The following is a 21,178-nucleotide window of genomic DNA, read 5'->3' as shown; positions in this document are numbered from 1 at the left end:
CAACCTCTCAGGAGCCCGCAATGGCCTTCAAGCACGGCATCACCATTACCGAAATCAGCGACGGCGCCCGCACGCTGACCGCCGTTTCCACTTCCATCATCGGCCTTGTCGCCACCGCAGAAGATGCGGACGCGGCCACGTTCCCCCTCGATCGCCCGGCGCTGATCACCGATATCGAAACCGCGATCGGCAAGGCCGGCACGGACGGCACTCTGGCCAGGGCCCTGCGCGCCATTGCCGACCAGACCCGTCCAGTGCTGGTCGTTGTCCGCGTGGCCGAGGGTGACGACGCGGCAGAGACCGCCAGCAACGTGATCGGCACCACCACCGCCGATGGCCAGAAGACCGGCATGCAGGCCCTGCTGGCCGCGCAGGCGCAGCTGGGCGTGAAGCCGAAGATTCTCGGCACCCCTGGCCTCGAAACGCAGGCTGTCACCACCGCGCTTGCCGTGGTGGCCAAGAAGCTCCGCGGCTTCGGCTATGCCCGCGCGCTGGGCGAAACCGTGGTGGAGGCCACCGCCTACCGCGCAAACTTCAGCGCCCGCGAACTCATGCTGCTGATGCCGGACTTCCTCGCCTGGGACACGGACACCAGCGCCAACGTTACCAGCTACGCCGCCGCCCGCGCCATGGGCCTGCGCGCCCTGATCGACACCCAGACCGGCCCGCACAAGACGCTGTCCAACGTCGCCGTTGAAGGCGTGGTCGGGCTCACCAAGGACATCCACTGGGATATCGAAGACCAGTCGAGCGAGGCGGGCATGCTGAACGCCTCGCAAGTCACCGCCCTGATCCGCACCGACAGCGGCTATCGCTTCTGGGGCAACCGCACCGCCGCCGAGGCGGAAAGCCAGTTCGTGTTCGAAAGCACCACGCGCGTGGCGCAGCTGATCGCCGAAACGATCGTCGCCGGCATGCTCTGGGCCATCGACAAGCCGCTGACGCCGGCGCTGGCCAAGGACATCATCGAGACGGTGAACGGCTTCGGCCGCCAGCTGAAAACGCAGGGCATCCTGTTGGGCTTCAACGCCTGGTACGACGAGGCGAACAACAGCACCGACAGCCTCAAGGCCGGCAAGCTGCGGATCGACTACGATTACACCGTGCCGCCGCCGCTCGAAGACCTCGGCTTCAACCAGCGCATCACGGACAGCTACTTCGCCGATTTCTCGGCCCAGCTGACCGAGGCCTGATCCCCGGCCGCAACCTCCCTTCCCCGCCTCTCGATCACAGGAGCCCGCCATGGGTATGCCCCGCGTCCTCAAGGACAAGATGCTGTTTAACGAAGGCCTCGCCTACCTTGGCGAGTGCAAGTCGCTCACCCTGCCCGTTCTCACCCGCAAGATGGAGGACTGGAAGGTCGGCGGCGGCACGCTGAAAATGGACATGGGCCAGGAAGCCATGTCGATGACCCACACTTACGGCGGCCCGATGCGCGATATCCTGCGCCAGTACGGCGTCACCACGGTGGACGGCACCTATCTGCGCTTCGCCGGCAACTACCAGCAGGAAGACACCGCCAGCCTGGACACGATCGAGGTGATCGTGCGCGGCCGCCATTCGGAAATCGACATGGGCGATGCCGAAGATGGCGAGGCCGGTGAATTCAAGGTCGTGACCGAGGTCGCTTACTACAAGCTGGTCTGGAACGGCCGCACCGAAATCGAGATCGACCCGCTCAACATGATCTTCGTGGTCGACGGCGTGGACCTCATGGCCGCGCGCCGCGCCGCCATCGGGCTGTTCTGATCCCTCTGGCCCGGCTGCGTGCCGGGCCGCCCTTTCCCTTACCCTGACCACCGGAGATTCCAATGACCAAGACCAATCCCGCTCCCGCGCCTGCCACGCCCGTGTTCCGCACCGTCACCCTCGACACGCCGATTGTGCGCCCCACGGGTGACATCGCCACCATCCAGCTGCGCAAGCCCCGCTCGGGCGAACTGCGCAGCCTCTCGCTGGTCGATCTCGGGCAGCTGAAGGTGGACGCGCTGATCAAGCTGATCCCGCGCATTTCCGTGCCCACCCTGTCCGAGCCCGAAGTGGCGAACATGGAAACGGCGGACCTGCTCGCCTGCGGCGCGGAGATCGGCGGTTTTTTGCTGCAGAAGTCGCAGCGCACGGATGCCCTCGATCGGTAGACGACGCGATGGCGGACATAGCGGTCATCTTCCACTGGCCGCCCGCCTCCATGGACGAAATGGACCTGTCCGAACTCATGGGCTGGCGCGCCAGGGCCGCCCGCCGATCCCAACCTGCTGAGAAACCCGGAAAGCGATAATGGCGGACAAGAACCTTCGGCTGCAGGTCATCCTTGAGGGGCTGGACCGGATCACCACGCCCCTCAAGTCCATCACCGGCGCGTCGTCCGCCGCGCGCCGGGATCTTGCCAGGACGGGCGAGGAACTGCAGCGTCTCGACGCCCTGCAAAAGCAGGTCGGCAGCTACAAGGCCAAGGAATCGCGCTTCGGCGACGATACCCGCGCCTATCAGCAGGCCACGCAGCGCATGGCCGAACTGCGCACCCAGCTGCAGGCGACCGAAAGCCCTACGAAGAAGCTGAGCAAGGAATTTGCGCAGGCCGAACGGCAGGCCGCAGCGCTGGCCGCCAAGCTGGATGCCGGCGGCGCCGAACTGCAGCAGCTGGCCTCGAAACTGTCGGCGGCCGGAATCGACGTGGCCCAACTGGCCAGCCATGAAAGCCGCCTGGCCGACAAGACGGCCGAGGCGAACCGCACCCTGCGCCAGCAGACCGCGCAGCTGGACAAGGTCAATCAGGCCAAGCGCAATTCGGACAAGCTGAACGAGGTCAGTTCGAAGGCCTCGGGCGCGGGCCTCGGCATGGTCGCCGCCGGCGCCGCGATGGGCGCGCCCGTGGTCAACGCCGCCAAGCAGGCGATGAACCTCGAAAGCGCCATGGCGGACGTCTCCAAGGTCACCAACATGACCGGGCCGCAGATCGACCAGATGTCTGACGACTTCCTCGACATGAGCGAGAAGATCCCGATGGCCGCCAGCGAACTGGCGACCATTGCCGCTGCCGCCGGCGCTGCCGGTGTCGGCATGGACAAGTTCGGCAACGCCCTGCCGGACCAGCGCAAGCAGCTGGAAGAGTTCACCAACGACGCGGCCGAAATGGGCGTGGCCTTCGACATGACGGCCGACGTCGCCGGCGAGACAATGGCGAAGTGGCGCACCGCCTTCGAACTGCCGCAGGAAGGCGTCCGCTCGCTGGGCGACAAGGTCAACGCGCTCACCAACACCTTTGGCGGCAAGGCGGCCAACGTCACCGATATCATCACCCGCATCGGCCCGCTGGGCAAAGTGGCCGGCCTTGCCGCGCCGCAGATCGCCGCGCTGGGCTCGACGCTCGATTCCATCGGCGTGCCCAGCGAGGTTGCCGCCACCGGCATCAAGAACACGATGCTGGCGCTGACCAAGGGGGAAGCGGCAACCAAGAGCCAGCAGAAGGCCTTCGAAGCACTGGGGCTTCAGGCGACCGACGTTGGCAAGCGCATGCAGAAGGATGCCGCCGGTGCGATCGTCGATGTGATGGAACGGATCGGCAAGCTGAGCCCCGATCAGCAGTCCGGGATCCTCACCCAGCTGTTCGGCTCGGAAAGTGTCGCGGCCATCGCCCCGATGCTCACCAACCTCGACGGCCTACGCCAGCGCCTCGCGCTGGTCGGCGATGCCGGCAAGACTGCCGGATCGATGCACGGCGAGTTTCTCAACCGCATTGCCACCACCGAGGGTGCGACCGGGCTCGCCATGAACGCGGTGAACAACCTCAATATCAAGTGGGGGCAGGGACTGCTCCCAACCATCAAGGTCGTGGCCGAGAAGGTCGGCGTCGCCGCGAAAGCAGTGCGTGGCTGGGCGCAGACGCACCCTGGTCTCGCGAAGGGCATCATGATGTTTCTGGGCGTCGGTTCGGCGCTGCTGATCCTGCTCGGCGGCGTCGCCCTCGCATTCGCCGCGCTGACCGCTGCCGCCGCGCCGCTCGGCATCGCGCTCACGCCGCTGCTGCTGATCGTCGCGGCCATCGCGGCAGTCGCCGCTGCCGTCTATCTGGTCTACGATAATTGGGGGGCGATTGTCGGTTGGCTCACCGGCGTGTGGAACTCGATTGTCAGCGCGGTCGGCGATGCAATCTCGTCCTTGGTGCAAGCCTTCCTGAACTTCACGCCGCTGGGCCTGTTGATGCAAGCATTCGCCCCGGCCCTCGGTTATCTGCGTTCGCTGAACTTCACCGAGATCGGCCGGAACCTGATTCAAGGTTTGATCAATGGCGTCACCGGGATGCTTGGGGCGCTCAAGAACACGATCGTCAGCACAGCCGGCGCAGTGTCGGATTGGTTCAAGTCGAAGCTGGGCATTCACTCGCCCTCGCGTGTGTTCGCGGATCTGGGCGGCTTCGTCATGGCCGGGCTCGATCAGGGCCTTGCGAATAACACCGGCGGGCCGCTGCGGCGCATCACCGACCTGTCGGGCCAGATGACGCAGGCGCTTGCTGTCGGCGCCGGCGGTGTCGCGCTGGCAGCAGCCAGCCCCGTCGCTGCCCAAGGCGCCAGCGCCGGGGCGGTCGCGCCCGTGCAGGTCAACCACTACACCATCAAGATCGAAGTCACCGGCGGCACGCCTGCGCAGGATATTACCGATCAAATCCGCAGGGTGATCGAGGATATCGAGCGCGAGAAGCGCGGGCGCAGCCTCGACGACGACGAATAAGGATCCCAGCCATGCACCTGATCGCCCTCGGCATGTTCCTGTTCGAGATCGGCACGCTCGCCCACGACGAACTCCAGCGCAAGACGGACTGGCGCCACGCCCGCGCCGGCCGCATCGGCGCGCGTGATGCCACGCAGTTCATCGGCCCCGGAGACGAAACCGTCAGTATGTCCGGATCGGTCTACGCCGAGATCGCGGACGGCCGGGTTTCTCTCGATGACCTGCGCACCATGGGCAACGCCGGCGACGCGCTGCCACTGGTCAGCGGCAACGGCACCGTCTTCGGCAACTACGTGATCACCGCGCTGGACGAGCGCCACGCGGCCTTCCTGCCCGATGGCACGCCGCTGCGCATCGACTTCGCGATCGACCTCCTGCGCGTGGACGATCCGGCCGATGCCAGGGACACGGATGCCCCGGCATGAGCGCGGCGGCCAACAACATCGCCGACTGGCGCGTGACGCTGGACGGCGTGGACTTGTCCGACCGGATGCGCCCGCGCCTCGTCTCGCTCTCCCTCTCCGAAAAGCGCGGCGACGAGGCCGACCAGCTGGACATCGTTCTGACCGACACGGACGGCCTGCTCGCCATCCCGCCCGAGGGCGCCGTGCTGAAACTCCAGCTGGGCTGGAAACAGGGCAAGGACGTCACCGTTGGCCTGATCGACAAGGGCAGCTTCAAGGTGGACGATGTCGGCCACAGCGGCCCGCCGGACCAGATCACGATCAAGGCCCGCGCGGCCGACTTCACCAGCGAGATCCGCAACCGCCGCGCGCATAGCTGGAAGGATACCACGCTCGGCGCCGTGCTGCGTGATGTTGCCGGGCGCAACGGCCTCACCGCGCGGATTGCGCCGGCGCTCGCCGCGATCGCGCTGCCCTCGATCAGCCAGAGCCGGGAAAGCGACGTCGCCTTCCTGCGCCGCCTCGGCCGTGAGAATGACGCGGTGGCCACGATCAAGGACAAGCACCTGATCTTCGCCCCCAAGGGCGCCGGCCAGACCAGCGGCGGGCAGGCCCTGCCCACGCTCACCATCACCCGCCGCAGCGGCGACGGCCACCGTTGGCAGCGCCAGAAGCGAGACGGTCAGCAAGGCGTCACCGCCCAGTGGCACGATCGCAAGGGGGCGAAGCGCAAGACGGTCACCGCCGGCACCGCAGACGGCGCGAAGAAGCTGCGCAAGGTCTACCCCGACGAAGCCTCAGCCCGCCGTGCCGCCACGGCCGAGAACGCCCGCCTGAAACGCGCCCCGGCCACCTTTGATATACGCCTGGCGCTCGGCCGCCCCGACGCCTCCCCCGAAGCCCGCGTCACCGTCACCGGATACAAGCGGGAGATCGACGGGACAGCATGGCTGATTTCTGAGGTGACGCACCGGGTGGACACCTCGGGCGGCTTCACGACGGATTTGCGGATGGAGATGGCGCCTTAACTCAGTAACGCGGCCTTCTGACTGTCAAACTCCTCGCGCGTTAACAAGCCGCGATCCAGCAGCCCCGCTAGTTTTTCGAGTTCCTCTGCCTTCGTGATCGTGGCCGCAGCAGTCGCAGGTTTGCGTGCGAGGCGGAGGCCTGCTTCGACATTGTCACGGAGTTGCTCGAAAATCCTGTTCTGCCGGCCTCCCTTGAACAGAACGCTATTCTCGTCCTTGGTCGCCGCCAGCAAACCACCCTTGCTCTCTACCCCGCCAGCAATCGAAAACTGGATGTAGCCCGATGTCAGCAGATTCGCCGGCTTAAACTGGACGGCCGAAATACTCGCGAACGGGATACGCTTTTCGCCCTTCAATCCGTGCAGGGTGAACGAGGCCAACCCCTTCCGACGAATGATGATCCCATCGTCTACGATCTCAACGCTCGCCCCGTAACCTTCGTAAATGTGGCCCATTGGTTCCCCTTTCATGGGCAGGGCCTAACACATTTATCTTGCAGCCTAAATCGTATCCGAGTGCACAGAACCGTTCATTCCCACACACAATTTTCTGAGTGTGACGAAAGTCACTTCCCTACAGGTTTCGAATCGGCCAATGAGAACGAACAAAGAACAAACAGGGCCGAACGAGAGTGCGCAGTGAGACCATCCGATTGACTCCAGGCTGCGAATTCGCGTGCCCGGAGTGCCGCGTCAGATGTGCGGCGATGGTCTGGACGCGGGACGATCTGTGGCGGGATCTTGAGGAATTGTACCGCCTGCAGGCAACGCGGCCGACATTGCATCAAGCAAGACAGGTCCGATCGCTGCGAGCCCAGTTGGAAGCCGCCGAGCAAGAATTTCAGCGGCTTCGTCCAGCGACGCCCCCTCAGGAATCAGAACGAGCAGGCTGCGGAACATATCGCGCAGCGCAGCTTCACTAGGCAGTGCCAATTGCAGCGAAACATACTGCACCTGCGGGCGCGCCGCTTCGATTGCGGCAACTTCCGGCTCGGCCTCATCCTCAGTAAGACCAGCCAGCTTCATGACCTCGCCGGGATCAACCCCATAGGCAGAAAGCACGCCAGCCACTTTGCGAGCGAATTCGATCGGTAGGTGAGGTTTTTTGTAATCGTATGCGCTTTCATACCGGGCGTAAGACCCATGCGGCATACCTAGCGCGTCAGCGAGAGCGCGAACTGTCAGACGAGGAACGGCGGATTTCCGCAGTTCCTTGAGCCTTGTTGCAACCTTTTCCATGTCGCACGAGATCACCGGAAAGCTGTACAAAGTCTCAACCTAAAAGCAGTTGACATTTTGTTCGGGAAAGCCGAACACAATCACCATGAAACAGGGTGAAACATTGTTCAGCTTATGGGGTGTTCGCCAAATGGCGCGCGACATCGAGCGCCCCGCCGGGACCGTCCACGGTTGGAAGAAAAAAGGGCGCATCCCGTCTGAGGAGCAACCCCATGTTCTCGCAGTGGCAGCCCGGCTCGGCCTGCCGATTACTGCTGAACATGTAGTCTTTCCCCTTGGTCGCCATGCCGCCGATGTAGCAGCGCCCGCAGATGCCGTCGTTTGCGATCCAACTGCCAAAGCGCAACGCACGGACGGTGCGGAATGACCAAGGTCCGCGCCCCTCTTTCCTTTTCTCTCGCCGTCATGACCGTGGTCGATCTGATCGGTTGGCAGGACGCCGCCGCAATTGCGCGTCGCGCCGTCCGCACCATTCGCCATTGGAGTGAAAGCGACAAGAAAGGCTCCCCCACGCTCGATCAGGCCATTGCGCTGGATCGCGCCTTCATTCTTGCCGGTGGCGGCTATGCCCCGATCCTCGAAAGCTATGCTCGCCAGATCGAGGTCATCACCGGCGAACCCTGCCGCGATTCTCTGGCCCAAGATCTTGCCTTGGCCACGCGCGAAGCGGGCGACGCATTCAGCCACTGTGTTCAGGCGCTGCTGCCGGGCGCCACGCCCGCGCAAATCCACCGCGCCATTGCCGAGACCGAGGAAGCAGACGCGATTTTCCCGCGCCTTATCGGCCGTTTGAAAGCACTTCTGCCCGGCAATGGGGCCGGGCGCGAAGCCACGGGGGTTAATCAGTAATGTCGGGTCGTCCTGCCCAATTGCCACACGTCACCTGTCCGGCATGCGGAGGCCGCGCCTTCGCCCGCTCCACAGGCAAGAGCAGCCCGCTCTACCGCGAGGTCTACTACCACTGCCGCAACCCGGATGCCTGCGGGCACCAGTTCGTGGTCAGCATGGAAGCGATCCGGTCCACCAAGCCAAGCCGGTTCCCGGCTCCGCTCCACGTCCTGCCCCAAACCAAGTGGCACGCTGCCGCCAACGACCGCGCGGACAACGACAACAGCCCGCCGCCCGAACCGGGGGCCAGCGCCGCTGGCTCCTGATCTGACCGCCTGACGGCCTGATCCAACCCACCACTGCCCGATTGCCCGGCTCGATTCCGGGAACGCCCCCGCTTTGCCTTTTTCCGCCCTCTTCGGAGCCCACCCCATGCCTTTCGCCCATTCGATCAGCGTCGGCGCGACAGCGCGCCGCACGCCTCGCCAGACCTACACTTTGCCGGCGTCAATCATCGCCTACCGTGATCTGTGGCGCGCGGCCCCGGCAGACGTCCGGGAAGAGTTCATGGCCGCCTTCATCGCGATTCCCACGATCGTCGCCACCTTCGCGGCCCTCTGGTCGATGGGGCCAGCATGAGCGCGCCGGCATCCGCATTCTACATCGGCCAACCCGTAGTCATCTCGGTCGAACGCTGGACGCCCAATGGCTGGCGCGCCGGCACCGAAACGGGCGTCGTCCTCACCCCCAGCGTCATGCGCGCCCACTGCCGTGGCTTCGTCGAAGTCTGGCGGGACAGCGGCGCGCTCCCTGAAATCGAAGCCTTCCCCCGCGCGTCCGTCACGCCGGCCTGATCCTCACGAAAGTCACGATTCCACCATGCAAATGCGCGACGACATTCGCAAAGCCCTGCTGCCCAAGCTGCGGGACGACTTCGGCTTCAAACCAAAGGCCGGCGCCACCTATCTGCAGAAGGGCAAGTGTCCCGACTGCGGCAACAAGGAAGTCTACACCCACGCCGAAAGCCCTTGGGTTCTGAAATGCAGCCGCGCCAACAACTGCCGCTGGGAAGCGTCGGTGCGCGACCTCTATCCCGAGATTTTCGATACGTGGTCGAACCGCTTCAAGGCCACGCCGCAGAACCCGAACGCAGCGGCCGATGCCTATCTGAGCGATGCCCGCGGCCTCAACCTCATGGGCATGCGCGGTGCCTATTCGCAGGAGTATTTCCGCGACGAAGGCCGCAAGATCGGCTCTGCCACCGTGCGCTTCCCGCTGCCGGGCGGCAGCTGGTGGGAACGCATTATCGACCAGCCCGGCCGCTTCGATCGCAAGGCCCGCTTCGCCTACGGCAAGTCCTACAAGGGGCAGGCATGGCACCGGCCCGATGTGTCGATGGAAGACTTCGCGAACGCCCGCAGCATCTGGTTTGCCGAAGGCATCTTCAATGCCTGGGCTCTTGAACAGGCGGGCCAGCGCGCGGCTTCGACCATGTCGAGCAACAACTATCCGTCCGAGTTCCTCAAGCAGCTGCGCACCCATATCGCCGCCTCGGACTCCCCGTTCCGGCGCCCGCAGATTGTCTTCGCCTTCGACGTCGGCCCCGCCGGCACCAAGGCCTCCCGCGACTATGTCGAGAAGGCCAAGGACGAAGGCTGGGACGCTACCGCCGCGCAGCCGATGGGCGAGGAAGAATCCGGCAAAGAACTGGACTGGAACGACCTGCTCGGTTTCGACCGTCTCGGTGAATCGCTCCGCGCCGAATACCTGTGGAACGGCCAAGTCCTGCTCGCCAAGACGGCGCAGGAAAAAGCCTATCTCATTTGGGAAAAGCACCGCTGGAACAGTTTCCACTTCACCTTCGGAAGCCGGACCTACTGGTGTTCGATCGACATTTCCGTCGTTCAGGAAAAGATCGACGAATATCGCCGGGGCCGCACCCGCGAACTCAAGGAAATCGACCAAGAGGAAGAGGCCAAGATCCGGCAGGAAGCCTCGCGCGAGGCGCTGGCCGTCGAGGAAATCGCCAACTGCGCGTTCCGCGTCCTGTATCGCCAGCGCGACGAGGCGACAGACGAAACCAAGTTCTATCTCAACATCAGCTACCCCAGCAGCAAGCGTCCTTCCGTCAAGGGGGACTTCACCGCCGCCCAGCTGCGCAAGGCATCGAATTTCGAGGATCGCCTGTTCGCCTTCGGCGGTGTGTGGACCGGCAACGCGCACCAGCTGACCCGCATCCTGCAGCAACAGACGCCCGATCTGCCCGACGTCCGCCCGCTCGGCTTCACCGGCTATTGCCGCGATGCGCAGGCCTATGTCTTCGGCCCGATCGCGGTGTCGAACGGTCGCGTCTACAAGCCGAACGAGAACGAGTTTTTCCAGATCGGCAAGCAGGCGCTCAAGCTGGGCACCTCGGAAAAGCTGCTGGATATCGACTATGACGCCGACCAGCTGGACGTCAGCTGGCTCCCCGACCTGTGGACCGCCTATGGCGCCAAGGGCATCGTCTGCCTGACCTTCTACTTCGCCTCCCTATTCGCCGAACAGGTGCGTGCGGAGATGAAGAGCTTTCCGTTCCTCGAAATGCACGGTCTGCCCGGCACCGGCAAAACCACGCTGGTCGAATTCCTCTGGAAGCTGCTGGGCCGCGAAAACTACGAAGGCTTTGACCCTGCCAAGGCCACCCCGGCCGCCATGGCACGCAACCTCGGCAAGGTGGGCAACCTGCCCGTCGTTCTGATCGAGGGCGACCGCCGCGAAGAAGCCAGCCACTCCAAGAAGTTCGAGTGGGAGGAACTCAAGACCGCCTACAACGGCCGGACCGTGCGCGCGCGCGGCGTCAAGAACGGCGGCATGGAGACGTTCGAGCCTCCGTTTCGCGGTGCGATCATCATCGAGCAGAACGAGCCCGTCAACGCGAGCCGCGCGGTGCTGGAACGTATCATGTCGCTCGGCTTCGATATGTCAGGCTGGTCGCCGGCGACAAAGGTCGCGGCCGAGAAGCTGGAGCAATGGCCGATCGAGGACATCTCAGGCTTCATCGTTCACGCGGCCCGGCGCGAAGCGGAAGTCATGAACCGCTACCGGCAGGCATTCGCTCAGTACGAAGATGAACTGCTGGCGCTGCCGGCGATCCGCACCAACCGTCTTGCAAAGACGCACGGCCAGTTGCTCGCTTTCCTTGACGCAATCCGTGCGATCGTCCCCCTGTCGGACGAGCAGCAGGCCGAAACCGCCCGCTTCATCGTGCAGATGGCCACCGATCGCCAGCTTGCCGTCAACAGCGAAGACCCTGTCGTCAGCCTGTTCTGGGAGCGGTTCGACTACCTCGAAGAGAACGAGGATCCCGCCACCACATCCGGCCACATCAACCATCACCGCAAGCACGAAGAAGGCATGATCGCCATCCGCTTGAACGAGATGGAGAGCCGGTGCGCGGACAAGCGCCTGGAACTGCCCACCCACGCGGAACTGATCCGCGCGCTCAAGACCTCCAAGGCCCGCCGTTTCATCGAACAGGGCATGGTCAACTCCCGAAACGAGGGCGTCTCCGGCGTCCGCTGCTGGATCTTCCACGATCCGTCCCGCGCCCTCTCCCGCAAAGCCTGAAATCGAAAGGAAGAACATGCGTAGCGTGCCCTCTCTCACGTCGATGCTGGACGATCCCATGGCCCAGCGCTCGATCCTCACCGCCTCCGTTCTGCCGTGGGACTATGTCCGCATGCGCCGGAAAGCCGCCGGCCTTTCGATTGCGGACGCGGCCCGGCCCTACTGGCACCATGCGGAACACCGCGCAGACGTCGAACGGAATTTCCGCACCTTGGAAACCGTGGGCTTCCGCGTGAAGCAGCACTTCTTCGTGCTCGACATGTCGCGGTCCTACCGCCTGAACATCACGGTCTATCGCCAGCTTTGCGATGATCGCCCGGACCAGCACCCCCGGCTCTGCCTTGCCTGCGGTTGGGACGAATGGACCGACCAGCTGGACTGGCACGACAACGCCGTGACGTGGTCCGCCCACGATCCGGAAATCTGCACCCTCTGCGAACACGGCCGCCGGACGAAATTCACGCCCCGGCCCGCAGCCCATCACCCCGACACCATGCCCCACGGCGCCCACCAGATCGCCGCTTGAGAAAGGAAACCACTGTGCCCGAAGCGAACACCACCACCGAAGACCGCCTGCGCCAATTGATCGAGCGCGTTGAACGCCTTGAGGAAGAAAAGAAGGGCATCAGCGACGATATCCGCGACGTCTACAGCGAGGCGAAAGCGGTTGGTTTCGACGTCCCGGCCATGAAGCTCATCGTCAAGATGCGCAAAATGCAGCCCGATCACCGCCGCGAAATGGAGATGATCACCGACACCTACAAAACCGCGCTGGGGCTGGACTGACCATGGCCCGCCGCACCGCCAACGCCGTCCATCCCATCGGCTGCACTTGCCGGGCCTGCACGCCTCGCCAATGCCGCACCGGCCGGACCGACCTCGCCATCCGGGGCGCCACCCGCGCCCTGCTCCTGATCGCAGCCGTTATTGCGATCCCGTTCATCATCGCGCATGCTCTCGCAGCCGCCAAAGGAGACAACAGATGACTATTCATGCGCCCGAGCGCCTGCTGAAAATCAGCGAGGTCATGGCGCGTACGTCCCTGTCTCGCTCGCACATTTACGCCCTTATCAAGACCGGCGATTTCCCGGCCCAGCGCAAGCTGGGCCACAAATGCTCTCGCTGGGTAGAGACTGAAATCGACGCTTGGACGCGCGGCATCGCCGCATAAACCATCAGCGACCGGGTCGCCCCGGCCCGGTCGCAGCAAACCGCATTGGCTGGCCGATATGGATTGCCGGCGGCCACATGTCCGCGAGCAAAATGTTCGCCCAATCCTCCGCGATTTCCCGCCGGCGCGGCATGTAAGCGGCGCGGTTATAAGCGCCCTCAACGTCATTTTCCGGCACATGGGCAAGCATCAGGTCGATGATGGCCCGATCGGGCGACGCCGTCTTGTGCCCGGCCGAGCGCCAGACGCGTTCACAGCGCTCATTCATGATCGTCGAAAACGCGGATCGGAAGCCGTGTGGCACGTGCCGCTGATAGTACCCGGCGCGAATCAGCAAGGCTCGAAGCGTGTTCTCGCTCATTTGCCGATGGGCATGTCTGTCGGACGGGAACACAAGTTCCAGATCGCCAGTCAGCGGCTTCATCGCCCGCAGCACATCGACCGCCTGTGGAGCGAGAGGCACCAGGTGGTCACCCTCTTCGTCTTCCTTCCGTTCCAGATCCCCTTTCATCCGGTGCGCCGGAATCCGCCACAGCGGCTCCGTACCATCGAGATCTTCGAACTCGTACCAGCGCGCGCCATTAATCTCATTTGATCGCACGGCCGTCAGCGCAAGGAAGCGCATCGCCAGTTTCGTCTGCGCGCGGCACCGTTCCGCGTCACAGTCGACAAGCATTTGCCGCAGCGCATGTAGATCTGTGATCGCTGGCTGACGCTTCGCCTTCTTTTTCTTGGGCAGAGCCACCGCAAGGCTCGCGGCCGGATCCTTCGTCGCGAGGTTCTTCGCGATACCATAGACGAAGATGCCACTGATCCGCTGGCGCACGCGGTGCGCCGTTTCCACGGCGCCGCGATCGACGATCTTTTCCAGCAGCGCGAGGACGGCCGGTGCCTCAATATCCGCGATCGGCGTCTTCCCCAAAGCCGGGAACACGTCATTCTCCAGGCTTTCGAGAACGTCCTTGGTATGGACCTTTGACCACTGCTTGGCCTGCAGCGCATGCCATGCCTTGCCAACGTCCTCGAACGTCGGCCGTGTATCGACCGGCGCGGTGCCGCGTTCGAACAGGTCTGTAGGCCTCGGCTCGATCCCTTTCGCCAGCATCGTCTTGGCAACGTCGCGGGCCGCGCGGGCATCCTTGAGCGATATCGCCGGATAGATGCCGATCGTCAGGGTCTTTTGCGCCGGCTTGCCTTGAGCGTTGCGGCCGAACTGATAGTTCATTCGCCAGACCCGGCCGCCGACAGCGGAAACATGCATGTACAGCTGCTCGCCATCGGACAGCTTGTAAGCCTTCCCGGTCGCTTTCGCTCCGCGAACCTTGGTCTCGCTCAGCGTGCCCATACCATATTCCCCGAATCGCATACCATAGATCGAACCATATGGCAGAGCCGATGCATGAGAACAAACAGGGACAATTGCGGACGCATGAGCCACGCAGACGCGACGAAAGTCCCGGAAATCAGGCACTTACGAAGTAATGAGGAAAGGTAAATGGCGGAGCGGGAGGAGTTCAAAAATAAAAATTAATGTACTGATAATTAATGTAATTTATCAGAAATTTCAAGGCAGATACCCCCACTAATACCCCGAACCGCATTGGCTATTTGGGCCACACCTAGTGCCGCCCCTAAACCGTAACAGCAGCCTACATTATGACCAATGGCGAGACCGGGGCCTTTTGCTGCACGTTAGCGAAGGATTTTCCAGAGATCTGCAGGCGATGGTCTACCCACATTGCGTGTTGAGCGCCTGCCTTATGAATCGGATGACCTCCACCTTCCACCTCAATTCATGTGCACCAGAAATCTGGCGATCAAATCCGCACTGGAAACAACGAGCGTCGCGATAAGGGTCGCAAACACCCAACGCCAGCACCGCGCCGCATTAAGCCTAGCTTGGCGCGCCTCATCCCGGACCTCGCCCAAGGTATCAAGGAGGCATTGGTCCCGGCGGCTGGAAGCCTCTGCCAGACTGGCTAGGCCCGCTTCAAGATCGTCCAGCCGTTCTACAAAGCCTTGGATTACTTTGACCCGCTTTTTGATGGTCTCCAGATCATCGCCGTTGGCATGCAGGAAATTCATGGTTTCACGGAGTTTTTCTTGTACGGTATCTGCCTTCCGCCCGACATCGGACAGGCCTTGGCTCAAAGGAGCCAGCGGGGCCTGCAAGACGTGATCGAGCATCTCGGAAAGTTCCTGCTCCCTTTGCAAGATAGGTCGCGGACGATTCAGGAGATCAAATGAAGCTTCGGTGTTCACGAAAAATCACTCCTATGCATGAAGGTGCTTCCCAACGATTCGGGCGCCGACACGTTCACGAGCCGCACGCAAGGTCGAGCCAAGGGCCAGTTGTTCAAAAGCCGTAACCGCATCTGGCGCCTCCAGAACATCGCGATGCACCTCCTCGATCTCGCGATTGTAAGCCTCCGACAGCAGTTGCCCGAATTTCTGACTGCGCTCCTTTTCCTGATGAATCGACAGCTTCATATCCGCGAGCTGGACGCTGAGGCTCTTTCGCTCCTGCGCGATATGCTCGCATATCGATTGCTGTTCAGCCATCAGATCGGCGGTACCTTCCAACAAGGCGCCGAAGCGATCCTCCTCCTCTTGAACCTTCCTCCTCGTGGCCAGCGCATGCCGCATGACAGCGGCTCGAAGCACCTCGGCGGCTTTAAGGGCAAGGCGATCGTGGGCATGTTCGAACGCTTTACGGTCGAGGGCCAACTGGCTGCCCCCTCCCTTTCTCCAGTAAGCGTTGAGCCAATACCCTTGAAGCCTTTCCCGCAACACCGCGAAAGGAGCGTGATCCAGGCCTTCAAGGCCCTCGATCACAGAATCTGCAAGAAGCTTGCTGACCGATTTCCAGAACGCTTTGGTCCCGCGCTTTTCCTCGTCGGATTTATCCGTGTCGCCGTTGCTCTTGCCACTCTCATCGTATTCTGCGTGACCGGAGATGGATAAAAGTGATGCCTTGAGATCACGGGGCGCAGCATCGATAAGCTCCAAGATCATATCACGGGTCACTTCAGGACCGTCGAGATGATCAAGCGCGCGGGCTTGCAATTCTGCCGCCGCACCGCGCAAGCCCTTAGCCAGATGCCTCGCTTTCTGTGACATATCCTTGTCCGATGGAATCGATTGGCTCAGACGCGCCATCCGGGTTTGGTAATCTTTTTTCTTGCCTTCCAATTGCCGAATCGCATCGTGAGAGCGCGCCAGAGCCTCCTCAAGGCCCTGCATTTTCGCTTTTACCGCCTCCAGCTTTGCCTCATGGATACGCATAACGCTGCCGTGAATCGCGATCGCACCTTCTAGGCGGCTCAAGGGGGAGTTTGCCGCCGCGATATCGTGATGCAGGCGCTGCATCAGGCGATCAATCATCGATGTCAGTCTGTCGTCATGCAAGTCTCTAGCTTCATCCCAGGTTTCGCCAAACTCCAGTGGGAAATAGAGTTGTGGATCGCGCGTCTCGGGATTGAGCGCAACCAGCCCCTCGATCTCCCCGATGAGCCGCTGACGATAGGCCTCCTCATCTCCCCAGCATCCTGTCCTCCGAGAAAAATCGCGAATACTCGGCGGCGTGAAGGAAAAAGTCGTCACCACGCGAAAACGGTGAGGTGTGATTTGCCAGTCAGATAAGCCCGGTAAGGCTAAATGCTCCGCGTTCAGAAAGGTGAGATCGTCAGCCCGACCGACCAGCAGAATCAGATCCGCATTGGGCACCAAGCTTTCAGCCACACGCGAGACAAAGCGGCGCTCCACTAGGTCTTGCGCATCCGCACCGGGCAGATCGAGAATGCGGGTCCCGGGTAGAAGCCCGCGCGCGCCCCTGAAGCGGCAGTCGGGTATCTCGACCACGCACAGATGCAAATCGGATGATGCTTTACCCTTCTCCATGTCGATGCGCATCTTGCTCAGGGCGATACAGGCCTCATCGTCATCGGGGTATTCCCCATCCTGCCCGCCCCCTATGATGCGCCAACAATCATCACGGCTGCGCCGGTATTCGGTAGGGATTGCCGTCGATGAATTGCCGGCCTTTCTACCGCCGCGCAGCACCCATGAAACCGACCGCACCGCCTGCGGCATCAATCCTAGCAAGTTTAGGATCAGCGTGGTCTTGCCGACCTGCGTGCGGCCGAAAACCACCGTATAGCTGTCCTCACGGTGTTCCCCCAGATGCTGGCACACCTCGGGTGAAAGGGTTTCGACAAAACTTTCATATGCCTGGAAGGCCCAAGCATAGGACAGTTTCGGTAGCCCCCCCATCGTTGTCGTCTGGTCGGCCGAGCGGTCAGGCATGGGTCAGGCGCAAGCCTCGCGGCGAAGAATCTGAGCCCTCACTGTCGAGCGCATCCGAAAACTCCTCACGCAGGTTCTGAACGATAGCGAGTGCATGTACGGCCCGATCCTTTTTTACCCAAGCCTCAGCCAAGCCATAGCGACGGCTCAGAACGCGATCGAGTTCGTCGCGCATTGCCCCCATGGCATCATCGAAGGCTTCCATGTAGCATTGGTGCCGGGCATCACTTAAAGCCCGCAAGCGGTTCAGGGCCGCGACACGGTTGGCGCGATCATGCATCCGCGCATCGTTGATCGTCTCAACCGCGAGGAATCCGGCTGCAACAACGGCAACGGCTCCTGCAATGACTGGATCGGGCATCATGGCAGCAGCCTTTGCGGCTGTGGCCGCCGTGGATGGCGATGCGCCGCCCCCGCCATCGGGTTCGCCACCGCCTTCCACCACCGCTTCGCCCACCTCGGCCACGCCAACCGAGAAGATGGCCGCCGCCACCGTCCGGACCAGCCCACGGGCATTGTCAGCAGCCGGCGCGGCATTGTTGAGCACGCTGCGCAAGACGTCCGGATTGGAGACGGCATCATGGTTCGTTGAACCGGCTCCGTCCTTCAATTCACGCATCAGATCCAAGGAAAAATCCAGCGTCAAGGCTGGAAGCATCCTAATGGCATCGTCAAGGAGCTTCAGCCTGCCTTCTGCTCCTGCCTCTCGTTCCAAGGAAAACAGCGTCGCCAAGGCATGGCTGAGCGTGCCCGATTGTGTGGGGTCGCCCGCCTCCGACCAAGTCGTCACTGCTGGCAGTTGCTCACCTGCCGGCGCATCCGTGAACGATGGCTCTGACGCTTGCTTCTGCCCCAAACGGGATGAAGGCAACCTCAGCGCCTTGCGGATCGGCTCCTCAAGCGCTGCCACCACCAACGGCCCTACTTTGTCCTTTTCCTCGTCGGCAGCTTTTTCGGCGTCGGCAATCGCTTTCTCCAGCTTGTCCAAGCGCTCTGTGTCCGTATCAAAGAAGCTCTTGGCATGATTGGCAAGGCCCTCAAAGTCAGTTTTCAATCGCTCTTTAAGGGTTTCTTCCGCCGATCCCCGATGCGCGTCGACCGCACCACGGACACTTTTTCCATAGGCCCTGCGCAATTTGTCACGGGCCTCATCGAATATCTCCAATCCGCTTTTCACCATATCCGTTGCCGCACCGGCATCGTCACGGACCACAAACATGAGGCGCAAATGCCTGTTCAAATCCGACAGGACAAGTTTCAGATCATGGCGCAGCAAGCTGCTCATGTCGGCATGCCATCGACCTTGCCAGTCTTCGGCATTTCCGGCGACGAATTGATTGATTTTGTCTTTCAGGGCTTCGCGCCAGCCATCAAGATAAGCTTGATCGTCAGCTATCCCGATGCACTGCACCCGCTGCGCAGACACATTGAAGGCCTCAGCTCCGCGCGCTTGCAGATCGGCAAGATCCTCGGGCCTGTCGCGCAACGCCTCCGTTTTTGAAATCACGACAAGGGGTTCGACATGCTCCAGCCCATGCCCAAAGGCATCACGGGCCAAGTCGCCCTGATCGCGGGCAAGCCGGGTCGCGTCTGTGACGACGATCGCCCCTGTTGCCCCGCTCAGCGCGGCCCGCATGGTCGACTGCCAAACCAAATTCCCTGCGGTCTGCGTCTCATACCCCGGTAGAAGCAGCCAGCCCTTGTGCTTGCCCAAGCCAAGCCGGGCAGGGAAGCTCAATTCGACCAGCAGTGCAGATGTAGCGCTGTTGCAGGCAGCATCCTGAAAGGCTGCCTGGGCCCTTTCGAGCGATCCCTCTTCTTCGAGAAGCGAGACGCGCTCGACGATACGCCGGCCATTATCCTCTTTAAGTCTCCAGACGAAACCTCTCACTGGCCCATCGTCATCGCTCTCCGTGATGAGGATGGGATGAGTTTCACCGCGCCCCTCATTTGGGTTAAGCCATGCCGCATCCTCGCCCTTCAGGTCATAGAGCGTCTTGATAAGCGTGGTCTTGCCCGCCCCTTGCGTGCCGGCGATCGCCAGCAGAGAATAGCCCCCCAAGGTTTCGCTCAACAACAGCCGGCGCATGACCGTGCGCAAGGCCTGTTCCGCCGTTTGGCCGGCTTCATTGATCGGCCCATCGCTCACCGCATCGCATGCCGCGACAAGGTTGGCGAGAGCGCGTCTCAGGCGGGGCAGCAGAATTTCCGGAGCAGACAAGCGTTATCTCCTGGTGACGTTTTTTTACGCCTGAGGGAAAATATTGTTTGGTTAAGAAGAATTTATCGAAGAAATTTCTCCGGTAAATCCCCATTCTTTCACCCATCACTTCTTTATGGATAGGAAAATCCTGACGCCCTCATCGACCCGCTTGAACAGCACATCTCCAACCGAGGATGCCGCCTCAACCCGAATGCCAACAGGAGAGGCGTCAGCAGGGGCGCGAGAAAGGCCCCCACAATCGGAACCGACCCAATCAGAAAGGAGACTGTCAACGCCAAGCAAAGTGCAAAAGCCGTTCCGGGAAAACGCCGGGCCAGATCAAGCACAAAGGTCAGAAGATGCCGGCCGATCTCGAAAATCTTGCTGCCAGCATCCATGGTTACCCCCATAACCTTGTCGAGCATGATCTTGGCATCCGCCGACATCTCGATGCGGCCAAGGCTCTCAATCAGAGCACGGCGCGCCAAGGGAGGCGGCAAGATCACTGAAGGCTTTTCCATGGTCTGTTCTCCTCTTTTCTCGCGGTTGCAAAGCCATCAGCTGGGGATACTGCTCAGGCATCGCCATCGATCGCCGCCAACAGCATGGCGAGATGGGCGGGGCTTTCGCAGAGCATATGACCACTGCCGACAACCGGGCCCGCGCTATCGTCGAGATGATCGAAAATCTTGTTCAGCAGATCCTGCTCTGCTTTGCCGGCTTTTGTGGGATTTTCTCCCATTCCCAGCTTTTCGCGGAATTCTTCAGACTGTTCCCCGAACACCGCGCTATCATTGTCCAGGCGCACACGCTCGAAACGCTCATAGCACCAATAGGAAAACGCGCCGGGTTTGTCACGATGAACGCCGAGGAACACTCCGGGCCAAGCATCGATCTCTTTCTGCGCCCAGCCGAAATAAAGATCCTCCGAGGACCATGATTTCAATCTCTTACGGTTCTCGTCAGACAGCTTTCTTTCTACCCGTTGGTCATCCGCCGCAATCGCTGCCTCATAAGCCGCGTCACGGTCCTCCTCTTTCGCCGCATCGGAGGTAAAAACCACGCCAACCCCCCGGTAAATATCGTCAGGATTAGCGGCGATCCGCCGCAACAAAGTATTAGGCGCCTGACCATCTGCTTGCTCAACCATCCCATGCCGAGGGCGCCGGGCCCAAGCACGCTGGGCCTTATTCAGAGCCTCCTGATCGACAGCCATGGCCCTTTTCGGATCATTCCATAACTGCCCGAACCAATCGTCGGCATCATTAAATGCCTGCGTCCCCGGTTCGTGAAATGTGCCACATTCGGTAAGAGCGGCGACCTCCACAAAGCCGATCCCCCGGTTTGAGGCATTGGCCGACGCCACCACCAACCCGACATCGGACAGATAGACTTTGGCATGCAGGCCCTTCACATGCTTCAACCGGGCGTTTTCCGGCGCGCCCAGGCGCGTCAGTTCGTGCGGGTTGGTGCCTCCCATGGTCAGGTCGCATAGAATGCTCGCCGATCGGGCCGCCTCGGCCGAGGGAAAGAGAGAATCAAGGGCGCCATCGCCCCAGAACGCAACGGCGCATCTCACGTCCTTGCCTGCCATGACCTTGCGGATAACGCGACCAACCTCTTTGTCATTGAGAAACTTTGTCATGAGCACTCCTCATCTTTGC

Annotated in this window: 25 protein-coding genes; 17 read left to right on the top strand and 8 right to left on the bottom strand. The window is 61.9% G+C overall.

Annotated elements, in window-relative coordinates; all coding sequences use genetic code 11:
• The first annotated feature begins 20 nt into the window (after positions 1-20).
• The 7 genes from CA833_RS09935 to CA833_RS09905 all read left to right on the top strand — a co-directional run bounded on the left by CA833_RS09935 (position 21) and on the right by CA833_RS09905 (position 6,160).
• Entirely contained in the window at positions 21-1,193 is a 1,173-nt protein-coding gene (locus CA833_RS09935; RefSeq protein ID WP_207077911.1) for a phage tail sheath subtilisin-like domain-containing protein, read from the top strand.
• A 49-nt stretch (positions 1,194-1,242) separates the two neighbouring features.
• Positions 1,243-1,749, top strand: a complete 507-nt coding sequence (locus tag CA833_RS09930) for a phage major tail tube protein (RefSeq protein ID WP_207077910.1) — start codon at positions 1,243-1,245, stop codon at positions 1,747-1,749.
• Positions 1,750-1,811: 62 nt separating this feature from the next.
• A complete protein-coding gene (locus CA833_RS09925; RefSeq protein WP_207077909.1) occupies positions 1,812-2,138 on the top strand; it encodes a phage tail assembly protein in 327 nt (108 codons plus the stop codon).
• Between the two features lie 8 nt (positions 2,139-2,146).
• Complete coding sequence (locus CA833_RS09920) at positions 2,147-2,278, top strand: GpE family phage tail protein (RefSeq protein ID WP_207077908.1); 132 nt, start codon at positions 2,147-2,149, stop codon at positions 2,276-2,278.
• Positions 2,278-4,728 (top strand): phage tail tape measure protein, encoded by a 2,451-nt coding sequence (locus CA833_RS09915; protein WP_207077907.1) that lies wholly within the window; start codon positions 2,278-2,280, stop codon positions 4,726-4,728. The genes CA833_RS09920 and CA833_RS09915 overlap by 1 nt, the downstream gene beginning before the upstream one ends.
• An 11-nt stretch (positions 4,729-4,739) precedes the next feature.
• On the top strand, positions 4,740-5,153 hold the full coding sequence (locus tag CA833_RS09910) for a phage tail protein (protein ID WP_207077906.1): 414 nt from the start codon (positions 4,740-4,742) through the stop codon (positions 5,151-5,153).
• On the top strand, positions 5,150-6,160 hold the full coding sequence (locus tag CA833_RS09905; RefSeq protein WP_207077905.1) for a contractile injection system protein, VgrG/Pvc8 family: 1,011 nt from the start codon (positions 5,150-5,152) through the stop codon (positions 6,158-6,160). The genes CA833_RS09910 and CA833_RS09905 overlap by 4 nt, the downstream gene beginning before the upstream one ends.
• On the opposite strand, the gene CA833_RS09900 is transcribed toward CA833_RS09905, so the two are convergent.
• The gene (locus CA833_RS09900; RefSeq protein ID WP_207077904.1) at positions 6,157-6,615 is read right to left on the bottom strand and encodes a DUF4429 domain-containing protein; all 459 of its coding nucleotides are present in this window, start codon (positions 6,613-6,615) and stop codon (positions 6,157-6,159) included. The two genes, CA833_RS09905 and CA833_RS09900, sit on opposite strands and share 4 nt — an antisense overlap.
• A gap of 237 nt (positions 6,616-6,852) precedes the next feature.
• Positions 6,853-7,428 carry a helix-turn-helix domain-containing protein gene (locus CA833_RS09895; RefSeq protein WP_207077903.1) on the bottom strand — a complete coding sequence of 192 codons (576 nt, stop codon included), beginning with the start codon at positions 7,426-7,428 and terminating at the stop codon, positions 6,853-6,855.
• A gap of 55 nt (positions 7,429-7,483) precedes the next feature.
• Between CA833_RS09895 and CA833_RS09890 the strand changes: the two genes are divergently transcribed.
• The 10 genes from CA833_RS09890 to CA833_RS09850 all read left to right on the top strand — a co-directional run bounded on the left by CA833_RS09890 (position 7,484) and on the right by CA833_RS09850 (position 13,006).
• Entirely contained in the window at positions 7,484-7,765 is a 282-nt protein-coding gene (locus CA833_RS09890) for a carph-isopro domain-containing protein (RefSeq protein ID WP_207077902.1), read from the top strand.
• Positions 7,762-8,247 carry a hypothetical protein gene (locus CA833_RS09885; protein WP_207077901.1) on the top strand — a complete coding sequence of 162 codons (486 nt, stop codon included), beginning with the start codon at positions 7,762-7,764 and terminating at the stop codon, positions 8,245-8,247. Before CA833_RS09890 ends, CA833_RS09885 begins: the two co-directional genes overlap by 4 nt.
• Positions 8,247-8,552: an ogr/Delta-like zinc finger family protein gene (locus tag CA833_RS09880; protein ID WP_207077900.1), complete on the top strand. Its 306-nt coding sequence runs from the start codon at positions 8,247-8,249 to the stop codon at positions 8,550-8,552. Before CA833_RS09885 ends, CA833_RS09880 begins: the two co-directional genes overlap by 1 nt.
• A gap of 106 nt (positions 8,553-8,658) precedes the next feature.
• Entirely contained in the window at positions 8,659-8,865 is a 207-nt protein-coding gene (locus tag CA833_RS09875; protein ID WP_207077899.1) for a hypothetical protein, read from the top strand.
• Positions 8,862-9,080, top strand: a complete 219-nt coding sequence (locus CA833_RS09870) for a hypothetical protein (RefSeq protein ID WP_207077898.1) — start codon at positions 8,862-8,864, stop codon at positions 9,078-9,080. Before CA833_RS09875 ends, CA833_RS09870 begins: the two co-directional genes overlap by 4 nt.
• A gap of 31 nt (positions 9,081-9,111) precedes the next feature.
• Positions 9,112-11,835 (top strand): toprim domain-containing protein, encoded by a 2,724-nt coding sequence (locus CA833_RS09865; RefSeq protein WP_207077897.1) that lies wholly within the window; start codon positions 9,112-9,114, stop codon positions 11,833-11,835.
• 16 nt (positions 11,836-11,851) lie between these two features.
• Positions 11,852-12,361: a hypothetical protein gene (locus CA833_RS26930; protein WP_242526027.1), complete on the top strand. Its 510-nt coding sequence runs from the start codon at positions 11,852-11,854 to the stop codon at positions 12,359-12,361.
• 14 nt (positions 12,362-12,375) lie between these two features.
• The gene (locus CA833_RS26925) at positions 12,376-12,621 is read left to right on the top strand and encodes a DUF2312 domain-containing protein (protein WP_242526026.1); all 246 of its coding nucleotides are present in this window, start codon (positions 12,376-12,378) and stop codon (positions 12,619-12,621) included.
• 2 nt (positions 12,622-12,623) lie between these two features.
• A complete protein-coding gene (locus CA833_RS09855; protein ID WP_207077895.1) occupies positions 12,624-12,821 on the top strand; it encodes a hypothetical protein in 198 nt (65 codons plus the stop codon).
• Entirely contained in the window at positions 12,818-13,006 is a 189-nt protein-coding gene (locus CA833_RS09850) for an AlpA family transcriptional regulator (protein WP_207077894.1), read from the top strand. Before CA833_RS09855 ends, CA833_RS09850 begins: the two co-directional genes overlap by 4 nt.
• 4 nt (positions 13,007-13,010) lie before the next feature.
• On the opposite strand, the gene CA833_RS09845 is transcribed toward CA833_RS09850, so the two are convergent.
• The 6 genes from CA833_RS09845 to CA833_RS09820 form a co-directional block, all read right to left on the bottom strand.
• Positions 13,011-14,351 carry an integrase arm-type DNA-binding domain-containing protein gene (locus CA833_RS09845; protein ID WP_207077893.1) on the bottom strand — a complete coding sequence of 447 codons (1,341 nt, stop codon included), beginning with the start codon at positions 14,349-14,351 and terminating at the stop codon, positions 13,011-13,013.
• Positions 14,352-14,794: 443 nt separating this feature from the next.
• Positions 14,795-15,268: a hypothetical protein gene (locus CA833_RS09840; RefSeq protein ID WP_207077892.1), complete on the bottom strand. Its 474-nt coding sequence runs from the start codon at positions 15,266-15,268 to the stop codon at positions 14,795-14,797.
• A 12-nt stretch (positions 15,269-15,280) separates the two neighbouring features.
• Entirely contained in the window at positions 15,281-17,311 is a 2,031-nt protein-coding gene (locus CA833_RS09835) for a hypothetical protein (RefSeq protein WP_207077891.1), read from the bottom strand.
• Positions 17,304-19,532: a hypothetical protein gene (locus tag CA833_RS09830; protein ID WP_207077890.1), complete on the bottom strand. Its 2,229-nt coding sequence runs from the start codon at positions 19,530-19,532 to the stop codon at positions 17,304-17,306. Before CA833_RS09830 ends, CA833_RS09835 begins: the two co-directional genes overlap by 8 nt.
• Positions 19,533-19,645: 113 nt before the next feature.
• Positions 19,646-20,035 carry a hypothetical protein gene (locus CA833_RS09825; protein ID WP_207077889.1) on the bottom strand — a complete coding sequence of 130 codons (390 nt, stop codon included), beginning with the start codon at positions 20,033-20,035 and terminating at the stop codon, positions 19,646-19,648.
• Positions 20,036-20,088: 53 nt separating this feature from the next.
• Positions 20,089-21,159 carry a phospholipase D family protein gene (locus CA833_RS09820; RefSeq protein WP_207077888.1) on the bottom strand — a complete coding sequence of 357 codons (1,071 nt, stop codon included), beginning with the start codon at positions 21,157-21,159 and terminating at the stop codon, positions 20,089-20,091.
• Positions 21,160-21,178 lie beyond the last annotated feature (19 nt).

Source organism: Novosphingobium sp. KA1, assembly GCF_017309955.1.
GTDB lineage: Bacteria > Pseudomonadota > Alphaproteobacteria > Sphingomonadales > Sphingomonadaceae > Novosphingobium.
Note: the sequence above shows the minus strand (reverse complement) of the source record. Positions and strands in the feature narration are given on the sequence as shown.

Excerpts from the sequence above, each read along its gene's own strand:
- CA833_RS09875 (WP_207077899.1), top strand. The coding sequence starts at position 8,659 with ATGCCTTTCGCCCATTCGATCAGCGTCGGCGCGACAGCGCGCCGCACG.
- CA833_RS09845 (WP_207077893.1), bottom strand. The coding sequence starts at position 14,351 with ATGGGCACGCTGAGCGAGACCAAGGTTCGCGGAGCGAAAGCGACCGGG.
- CA833_RS09865 (WP_207077897.1), top strand. The coding sequence starts at position 9,112 with ATGCGCGACGACATTCGCAAAGCCCTGCTGCCCAAGCTGCGGGACGAC.
- CA833_RS09920 (WP_207077908.1), top strand. The coding sequence starts at position 2,147 with ATGGCGGACATAGCGGTCATCTTCCACTGGCCGCCCGCCTCCATGGAC.
- CA833_RS09900 (WP_207077904.1), bottom strand. The coding sequence starts at position 6,615 with ATGGGCCACATTTACGAAGGTTACGGGGCGAGCGTTGAGATCGTAGAC.
- CA833_RS09885 (WP_207077901.1), top strand. The coding sequence starts at position 7,762 with ATGACCAAGGTCCGCGCCCCTCTTTCCTTTTCTCTCGCCGTCATGACC.
- CA833_RS09915 (WP_207077907.1), top strand. The coding sequence starts at position 2,278 with ATGGCGGACAAGAACCTTCGGCTGCAGGTCATCCTTGAGGGGCTGGAC.
- CA833_RS09890 (WP_207077902.1), top strand. The coding sequence starts at position 7,484 with ATGAAACAGGGTGAAACATTGTTCAGCTTATGGGGTGTTCGCCAAATG.
- CA833_RS09850 (WP_207077894.1), top strand. The coding sequence starts at position 12,818 with ATGACTATTCATGCGCCCGAGCGCCTGCTGAAAATCAGCGAGGTCATG.
- CA833_RS09825 (WP_207077889.1), bottom strand. The coding sequence starts at position 20,035 with ATGGAAAAGCCTTCAGTGATCTTGCCGCCTCCCTTGGCGCGCCGTGCT.
- CA833_RS09930 (WP_207077910.1), top strand. The coding sequence starts at position 1,243 with ATGGGTATGCCCCGCGTCCTCAAGGACAAGATGCTGTTTAACGAAGGC.
- CA833_RS09880 (WP_207077900.1), top strand. The coding sequence starts at position 8,247 with ATGTCGGGTCGTCCTGCCCAATTGCCACACGTCACCTGTCCGGCATGC.
- CA833_RS09935 (WP_207077911.1), top strand. The coding sequence starts at position 21 with ATGGCCTTCAAGCACGGCATCACCATTACCGAAATCAGCGACGGCGCC.
- CA833_RS09910 (WP_207077906.1), top strand. The coding sequence starts at position 4,740 with ATGCACCTGATCGCCCTCGGCATGTTCCTGTTCGAGATCGGCACGCTC.
- CA833_RS26930 (WP_242526027.1), top strand. The coding sequence starts at position 11,852 with ATGCGTAGCGTGCCCTCTCTCACGTCGATGCTGGACGATCCCATGGCC.
- CA833_RS09870 (WP_207077898.1), top strand. The coding sequence starts at position 8,862 with ATGAGCGCGCCGGCATCCGCATTCTACATCGGCCAACCCGTAGTCATC.
- CA833_RS09820 (WP_207077888.1), bottom strand. The coding sequence starts at position 21,159 with ATGACAAAGTTTCTCAATGACAAAGAGGTTGGTCGCGTTATCCGCAAG.
- CA833_RS09855 (WP_207077895.1), top strand. The coding sequence starts at position 12,624 with ATGGCCCGCCGCACCGCCAACGCCGTCCATCCCATCGGCTGCACTTGC.
- CA833_RS09925 (WP_207077909.1), top strand. The coding sequence starts at position 1,812 with ATGACCAAGACCAATCCCGCTCCCGCGCCTGCCACGCCCGTGTTCCGC.
- CA833_RS09835 (WP_207077891.1), bottom strand. The coding sequence starts at position 17,311 with ATGCCTGACCGCTCGGCCGACCAGACGACAACGATGGGGGGGCTACCG.
- CA833_RS09905 (WP_207077905.1), top strand. The coding sequence starts at position 5,150 with ATGAGCGCGGCGGCCAACAACATCGCCGACTGGCGCGTGACGCTGGAC.